This is a genomic window from Cupriavidus sp. KB_39 (assembly GCF_052114485.1).
GTDB lineage: Bacteria > Pseudomonadota > Gammaproteobacteria > Burkholderiales > Burkholderiaceae > Cupriavidus.
Map to the genome: position 1 here is coordinate 1 of NZ_JBFREV010000076.1, position 7,056 is coordinate 7,056.

The window sequence follows — 7,056 nt, forward strand, 5'->3', positions numbered from 1 at the left end:
ACGGAGCATTCCGGCAAATCGCAGCTGACACTTGGCCATATGGTGGATGGGAAGTGGAAGAAGCGGGGGGAGGGGTTCGAGCTGCGGACGTCTGGTTGGGGGGCGATTCGGGGCGGTAAGGGGTTGTTTATCTCGGCGGATGACCAGCCAAAGGCAAACGGTCAACAACTCGAAATGGAAGCGGCGCGACGCCTCCTTGATCAAGCACTGCAACAGAGCGAGGCGCTGGCGTCAGCGGCTTCGGTAGCAGAAGCCAGTGCCGCCGATTGCAGACGGCAAAAGGCGCTGCTTGACGAGACGCTCGCGGACCTCGGAAAGGCAGGCGTGCTTGTCAGCGCACCCGCCGGCATAGCACTGGCCTCAGGCAGCGACCTGCAACTGACCGCCATCGACAATCTGATTCTCACGTCCGGAAACCAAGCGGATCTGAGCGTTCTCAAACGCTTCACCCTGGCTGCGGGAGAGATGGTGTCGCTGTTCGCCCAAAAGCTCGGCATCAGGCTGATCGCGGCGAAGGGCAAGATCGAGATGCACGCGCAGTGCGACGAGATGACTCTTCGTTCCGGAAAGGACATGACCATCAAGAGCGGCAACGGACGGGTCGTCATCGAAGCAAAGGAGGAACTGCTGCTCAAGTGCGGTGGCTCATACCTGCGCATGTCGTCTACCGGCATCGAAGACGGTACGCGCGGAGACCGCACCGTCAAGTCCGCAGCATTCAGTCGGCAAGGCCCCTCTTCCCTCGCACAGCAGATGAACAGTCTTCGCACAACTGCATTCAACGACCCCTTTGTCCTGCATAGCAGAATTACCGGTGAAGTGCTTAAGCGTCATCCCTACGAGATCGTCCGGGGCGACGGCAGCCGCATAAAGGGGATCACGGACGAGCACGGGCGCACGCAGATGCAGAAGAGCGACGATGTCGAGGGTGTCGAGATCCGAATCCTGCGGAAAGCGAGAGGCACAGCGTGAACCGGATTTCCATTGATTTGCGTCAGCTCACACCACAGGACTGAATAATGGCTGTCGATTTCTCACTACTGCCTGAGTCCACTTCTGCAAAGGTCCGACCGCCTTCCCGACTGCTATGGTCTGTGCTCTTCATCGGCATGCTCTTGCTGGGCGTCGCCGTTGTATTGCTATGTTGGCCGGCAGACTTGCCAACCAGCACTCCGGCATTCTGGATTAGCGTCATTGGCTTCCCTATAGGGGTGCCGGCCTGGATTGTCCTGCGCCGCTTCAGTGCTTACGAAGGCAAGCAGCTTGACGCTTCTTTGCACAATGAAGTCGTCCAGGCCTATAACACGCAGGTTTTCCAGGCGGCAAGCGTGCCACTCAGGATCCTTGGGGCAGCGACGCGCTTCTCGTCATACCCCGAAGAGCAGGACCTCGCTCGCGTACGCTCGGGCGCCCTGCGTCTTGCCGTCCAAGCCCCGATTGCCGATACAGGCGAGCCAGTCAAGGCGCGGTGGCTAGTCACACCCGGCATGCGAACCTCGGCGGGACGAGCAGAGGACGATCGTCGTCGGCGTCGGGAAGTCACAGCATGGTTGTTCGATGAGTTGCTTGCAGAGATCTCAGACAAGATCCAGTCCCTGCCGATGCAACTAGACATCGCGGTTCGGCTGCATATTGCCAATCAGTTCACGCCACGGGAGAACGAAGCGTTGTGGCAGGAGCGTTGGCACGCGAAGCCGCTGCGGGCTACACAAACACCGGTCAGCGATGCGCCACCCAGTCTCATGTTCCTCGACCAATGGATGGACGCAGCGCTCGAAGGCGAGGCCGACTGCGCGATCCTGCTCGTCTCCGTGCAACTGCACGGCCTGTTGGCGRACACACCACCAGCAGGCACCGCGGAGGCAGGCGTTGCGCTATTGCTGGTCCCTGAATCGCATGCATCCAAGCATCGGCTCTCAGGCGTCGCCGCGCTGCATCGCCCGGTCAGAGGCAGGTTCTCCGATGCGCGCGAAGCGATCTCCCGCGCATTAATGTGGGGCGGCCTATCCGGTGACCGAACTGTGGGCGGCTGGCAGACCGGCGTCTCCGCCAGCGAGGCGGGACGTTTGCGTGAGGCGTCGTTGGCGTTGGGCATGCATGGGCGCCCAGTTGAGATCGATCAAACCATCGGCGATGCACGCGCGGCGGCACCATGGCTTGCCATAGCGTGCGCAGCCTTGTCGATGGGTGGTAACGGGCAGTGTCCGGTGATTTTTGTCGGTGAGCCGGACCGGTTCGACTGCGCCATCCTGAAGCCGATCGACCGATGACGGCGTTCAGATCCGATCTGTGACGAATGGTTGTTCCATGCACGATCAATGAGGAGTGGTATGAGCGGTGGAATGCAGAGCCCGGCGAATCCCGCGCTGGATAACGTGCCCCTTTCCGACACTGGAGCGGGAGAGGAACAAGTAGTACGACTAGAGGGCGGCTTCGACCCGGATGGCACGCCCTCCGTCCGGACGCTCCTAACGCCGGATAGTGACAAGCGGCGCAAGGAAGTCTACGCGGACGACCGGCAGCCGATCCCCGTCGTCTTCCTGCCAGGTGTCATGGGTTCGCTGCTCTTGAGCAAGGAAGACTCGACGGAGACCGTATGGTATCCACCGAACATGGATGCTGTGCTCTCCAGCCTCGGCGGCGTCCTTTCTATCATTCGCGGATGGTTCAGAAGCGCCGCCGGTCGCGCCAGCCGATATGACCCGCTGGGTGCGGTCGTCGATCCATTCGGCCCGGTGGACGTGGGTGACTGTGGCCTTGACGAAGACGAGGCTCGTCGACGCGGCTGGGGCACCGTGCATCGCTGGAGCTACCATCCGACGCTAGCGTGGCTTGAGTCCACACTGAACAATCCTATGAAGATGGGTAAGCCGATTGGGGAATGGGCACATGGCGATCCTGGCGGGGAGAACGCCGCCTTGAAGGCCGTGCTCGGTACGGATCCGAAGGACTATGGCGCTTTCGGAGAGGGGCAAGCGATCACTGCCGATTCCGACGAATTCAAGGCCTTGGCCAGGTATCGCTATCCCGTCTACGCCATTGGCTACAACTTCCTGCAATCAAATGAAAAGTCAGCGCAGGAGGTGCTGGACGGACTCTCCTTCAAACACACAGTGACCAAGGAAGTTACGCCAATTCTGGGCATTCGCCAGATCTGCCGCGAAAACCATACCGACAAGGCCATCATCATCACCCACTCGATGGGGGGACTGGTGGCCCGCATGGCCTCGGCATTCTGCGGCGGAGAGAACGACATCCTCGGTGTCATCCATGGAGTTCAGCCGGCCACTGGCGCGCCACTATTTGCAAAGCGACTCCGCACAGGCGCCGAAGGATTCATTAACGAGAGTCTTCTTGGCCGAGACGATGCTGAGTTCGTGGCGATCGCCAGCAACGCGGAAGGGCCGATGGAACTGTCCCCGACGCCCGATTACAACGATGGGGCACCGTGGTGGATATTCGTGGACAAACGAGACGGTAGGGAGATCATAGCCCTTCCAGAGAAAGATGCGATTAGGAGCCTCTACACCGATGCAGTCTGGTACGGGTTACTTCCGGACAGATCGTTGCTCGATCCCGCAGGGGTGGTGGAGAAGATGCTGAAGCGGAAGGACATGTCTCTTGATGTATTTGAGTACTACAGCGGTTTGATGCAGTCCGTAGTAGAGCGTCAAGAGCGCTTGGTCAACACATATCATCCCAACACTTTCGCGCTTTATGCAGATGGAAATCTGAAACCTCACTCGACAGCGGAATCGAAGACGCCCAAGCCTTTGGAACCCGGACTGCCCGCGGAAAAATTGCAAACCTGGGGCAAAGTCTTGTGGGAGGGAGCCTTTCCCGATGGTACGACGAAGGAAGATCTCATAGCCGCAAAATTGATTGAGGATGATCACAACGGGACGATGATCGTTCTCGTCCGCGGGCAGTTTGTCAAAGTGACCGTCCAGAAGGCGGCCGTTATCCCGCAGCCTGGTCAGCGGGATAACGGCATTGTCCCGGGAGACGGGACGGTGCCTGCATTGTCCGCTGCGGCGCAAGGCCGAGGCTTGCTACCTGGCGTTCCGGGCAATAAAGCCCGAGGTGTGCAGATGGTCTTCGTGCAAGGTGGGTACGAGCACCAGGCCAGCTTCAATCATCCGTGGTCGCGCTGGGCCACTCTCTATAGCGTTGCAAGAATCGTCCATTCCGTTGAGGGGCTAGATAATTGACGAGAACATCCTATCGAATCCGACTTTCTATACTCCCGATTCTTGTCTCAATGAATCTTCTGTCTGCGTGTGCGCAGATCGCTCCCGTGGAACCTATGATGATGAACAACCCGCTGCTTGCTAATTCGAGACCTTGGTGTATCGGCCGTTTCGTATTCGATCGCCCTGCGGCGAGCGAGATCAGTTCTGAGCGTTACGGCTTCTGGGGCGACGAAATTGAGATCAGGAGGAATGTCAGCTTCCAGACGTTTGACCATGAAATGCGCAAACGTGAAGAAACGCTGCGCAGGGAAAAGCGCGAGAGCTCGATTTCCTACCAGGAGATGAAGGAAAGGGGCTTGGAATCCATGCGTTTTAAGGTGAATGTACCGATGCTGGAGCAGGTTGCATCACCGACCCAAAACTCACGAGTCTTCCTATTTACGATGGATGGAAAACGACCGGATCCCTTCTTCAAGCAGGAAGGATACGTCCTGGCCGGCGGCACGATGCTAGCGATGAAGTCGACGGTACCCAAGAGGATTATTCAGTCCGCCATCGCCGGCCTATCCGAAGTCCTTCGAGACGTCACCTATCGTGACGACTGGACGGTCCCGACCGAACCAGGATTCTGTATCGACGGGGCTTTGATTGGCGGCCGTTCACGCGATAGCGAGCGCGTTACTCAGAGCTTTGCTCTGCTACCGGGAAGGTACGCGGGGCTCCTCATCAGAATGCGCGATGCCGTGGAATCAGACAAGAAGCTATCGCTTCGTCAGACCCTACCAGATTTACGCGGTAACTTGAACAATAAAGGCTTCAGCGGCAACGTCCGCTTCCTGCGTGATGGCAAACGACAGGTCGCCGGGATGGAAGCAGAGGAAGTACTGTTTTCCATCACTGATGGAACGATACAGATCTATCAGTTCTATCTGATGGCGCAGGGAGACCCCGAGACCGTCGCGCAACCCCACACCGAGATTCGGCTGACACTGGGGGGSCCAAGTACGCATTCTCTTACACCGGAGCTCGCGACATCTCCTGTCGACGAAGCCGGCGCCATACAGATGTGGGACACATTGCTCAACAGCATGCGGCTTCGGCCCGGCGCCTTGTGAGCCAGGAGAGTCGGCATGACCAGACGATACGACATCTTGAGGGGGGATCTCACCACCTTGGGGGGCATCGTACAGGGCGGAGACGCCAACGATATGGTAGGGCATCGCGAGCAAGCCTATGAGGGCGACCCAGTCTGGTGTCCAGTCTGCAAGTCGGTGGGACAGATCGTATGTATCGGTCCGCGCCTGTCCACCACGGGCCCCGATGGACGCGAGGCTGCGCTGAGCGACGATCTTTGTGTCTGCCGTTGCAGCCCCAGCCCGTTGTTGCTGCCGTCGCAATACACCTCATACATGGATGTCTGACTCGCCCCCAAGACGGGTAACACCTGCAAAAGCATCACGCCATCATGAAGAAGCTGCAACTTGACCTTGTGTCGATCCTTGTTCTCGCACTACTGATTGCCGGTGCCATCAGCATTTGGGGCGAGCGCCTCGGCATCCCTACACAGGAGGCGAAGAGCACGTGGCTGTCTGGGATTGCGCTGGGCGCGCTCGTACTGGCCATAGGCGCCTCGCTATCGAGATGGGCACGCTGGGCCAAGGCGTCGCAAGCGGTGCGCGGCCACCTTCGACTTGGAGCGTCCAATCTGGTCGGCACGACGCAAGGCGCGCTCGGTGGCCTGGGGAGTTCTGCGACACAGCCGATAACGCTATCATCGCTTCGGGAGACCTGGCCGAAGCGGGTTGGCGCGTGCTTGCGGCGCGGCAATCGGCTGCCCTGGGTGCTCCTCACCGGCGCCGACGACACCATCGAGAAGCTGTTGCCCGACCTGGCGAATCGCCAATGGCTGATGACGGACGATGCGGTACTGCTATGGCAAAAGGGAGGGCAAGACGGAAGCCCGGATCACGCATGGTTGACGGAACTCCGGAAGCTCCGCCCCGGGCGCCCGGTGGATGCTGTCCTACTAGTGATCGATGACAACACCAATCTTGATCCTTCCCGACGCGGCAATCCAATCGGCATGGTACGTCTTGTTCGGATCGCCGAAGCACTACGCTGGGCAGCGCCCACCTATGTGCTTGACGTTTCTGCCGCGAACCACGATTCCGATAGCGATACCTCTGTCATAGGCTGCGCGTTGCCGAGCCGCGCCGATGCCGCAGCTATTGAAGGGCGTCTTCGGGACCTTCGCGATCGTCTTGCACGCCACGGAACGGCACGCCTAATGGAGGGCGGTTCCGCGACCCGCCTCGCACAATTGTCTCAACGGCTTGACGCTCGGATCAAGCCGCTTGCCGCGTGGTCGGCTGCCCTTGCTGGAACGCATAGCCACCGCATCACGCCGGCCGGTATCCTGTTTTCTTCGCACTCGCCGGCCAATAGATCGCCCCTCTGGCAACACATCGCCGATTCCGCCCGCCGTCATCCCGGCCGGCGTGTCGGTTTCCACCCCGTCACCGTCTTTTCGACCATCGCCCTCGGCGCCATCGGGCTATGGACCGCCGGGATGCTGCTGTCCGGCTTCCAGAACGCCCGCAACATCCACGCCACGCAGTGGGCTATCGATGCCAACGCATCCGAGTTGAGCCCAGCCGGGCGCCTCCGCTCGCTCGTCGCCCTCCAACACCAGATCGAACGCTACGAACCGCGCCCCGGTCATCACGCGCCGCTCACCACCCGCTTCGGCCTGAACCGCGACGCCGCCCTGCTTGCGGCCATGTGGAAGCCCTATGCGGCGGCCAGCCGCGAGCTTCTCGTCAGTCCGATTCAGCAGGATCTGGAGGATGTGCTCGTCGATCTC

6 protein-coding genes are annotated in these 7,056 nt (G+C 59.9%); all 6 read left to right on the top strand.

The features are described from left to right. A partial coding sequence (locus tag AB4Z27_RS28140; RefSeq protein WP_441645858.1) for a DUF2345 domain-containing protein occupies positions 1-972 on the top strand: 972 nt, incomplete at its 5' end. Positions 973-1,019: 47 nt separating this feature from the next. After that, entirely contained in the window at positions 1,020-2,270 is a 1,251-nt protein-coding gene (locus tag AB4Z27_RS28145; RefSeq protein ID WP_441645859.1) for a hypothetical protein, read from the top strand. Positions 2,271-2,330: 60 nt separating this feature from the next. Then, complete coding sequence (locus tag AB4Z27_RS28150) at positions 2,331-4,211, top strand: esterase/lipase family protein (protein ID WP_441591355.1); 1,881 nt, start codon at positions 2,331-2,333, stop codon at positions 4,209-4,211. Positions 4,212-4,306: 95 nt separating this feature from the next. Next, complete coding sequence (locus AB4Z27_RS28155) at positions 4,307-5,308, top strand: T6SS immunity protein Tli4 family protein (protein ID WP_410748525.1); 1,002 nt, start codon at positions 4,307-4,309, stop codon at positions 5,306-5,308. A 15-nt stretch (positions 5,309-5,323) separates the two neighbouring features. After that, a complete protein-coding gene (locus AB4Z27_RS28160) occupies positions 5,324-5,614 on the top strand; it encodes a PAAR domain-containing protein (protein ID WP_441591354.1) in 291 nt (96 codons plus the stop codon). 44 nt (positions 5,615-5,658) lie between these two features. Continuing rightward, positions 5,659-7,056: ImcF-related family protein (locus AB4Z27_RS28165; protein WP_441645860.1), on the top strand; the 1,398-nt coding region annotated here is incomplete at its 3' end.

Coding starts and splice junctions, on each gene's coding strand:
- AB4Z27_RS28150 (WP_441591355.1), top strand. CDS start 2,331: ATGAGCGGTGGAATGCAGAGCCCGGCGAATCCCGCGCTGGATAACGTG.
- AB4Z27_RS28160 (WP_441591354.1), top strand. CDS start 5,324: ATGACCAGACGATACGACATCTTGAGGGGGGATCTCACCACCTTGGGG.